Raw genomic sequence first — 929 nt, 5'->3', positions numbered from 1 at the left:
AACAGAGCGTTAGATTCCTCTATTTTCGCTGATTTCTCTCATGGTCAAGCGGTTATGAAAAACTGTCCGAAGTATTGAATTCTAAAGTATTCATTTTAAATTAATGGAGATGTTTCCTTGTTAACCTAACGCCCGCATATGGGGCGCCGTAGGCGTCCCAGGAGCGAAGCGACGAATATGATGCGCTTGTTAGGTTTCTTTTTTATATGTTTGACTCAAGAATTATTTGTATTTTATTTCTTACAGCTCTACAGGACTTTTGAAGCTCTGAATATTGCGATTTGATATCGTTCACTAAACGTGCATGATTGTGGCTGCTAATAGCTGAATCAAATGTTAGCTTATGACACTCCTTAGCCAGATTTATATCTTGATTTAAAAAACTAAGGTTGTTTTTGAAGTCATATATTTTGAACTGTATATCATTCGGAAGTTTTGAAATCTTCGAGCCATTAGCATCAATGAATAGAGTTGAATAATTTTTTAAATTTAATCCATAGCCTGAATCGGCTTTTAAGTTTTGAGAGATAGCGTCTAGGTTATCATCACTAGATTTTAAAATCGCATCAATAATGGTGATTGTTGCTTTAGCATCATCGGTATATTCATAATCAAAAATTATTTTTCTTATTTCTGCGAGATGCTCTTTATCTATTACCCCAAACTTTTGTGCAAGGATGAATTCGACAAATGCAAGTCGATATTGTAAGTCTAATAGTTCAGCTTGGGCAGACTTAAAAAATAAATTTCGTTCATAATGATCTTTTATAGATGACACTATCCTTGGGCTTAACAATCCCAATAGCCAACCTAAAATTAGTAATGAAATTTCGATGTTGAACTCCTGAAACCTAACGCCTGCGTGTGGGGCGCCGCAGGCGTCCCAGGAGCGAAGCGACGAACACCACGCACTTGTTACCCGCTTTTTT

1 protein-coding gene is annotated in these 929 nt (G+C 36.5%); it reads right to left on the bottom strand.

The genetic code is table 11. The features are described 5' to 3' along the window. Positions 1–202: 202 nt before the first annotated feature. On the bottom strand, positions 203–929 hold a 727-nt coding region (locus QMA35_RS21840; protein WP_281649240.1), incomplete at its 5' end, for a hypothetical protein.

It is taken from the genome of Parendozoicomonas sp. Alg238-R29, assembly GCF_947331445.1.
Classification (GTDB): Bacteria; Pseudomonadota; Gammaproteobacteria; order Pseudomonadales; family Endozoicomonadaceae; genus Sansalvadorimonas.
Note: the sequence above shows the minus strand (reverse complement) of the source record. Positions and strands in the feature narration are given on the sequence as shown.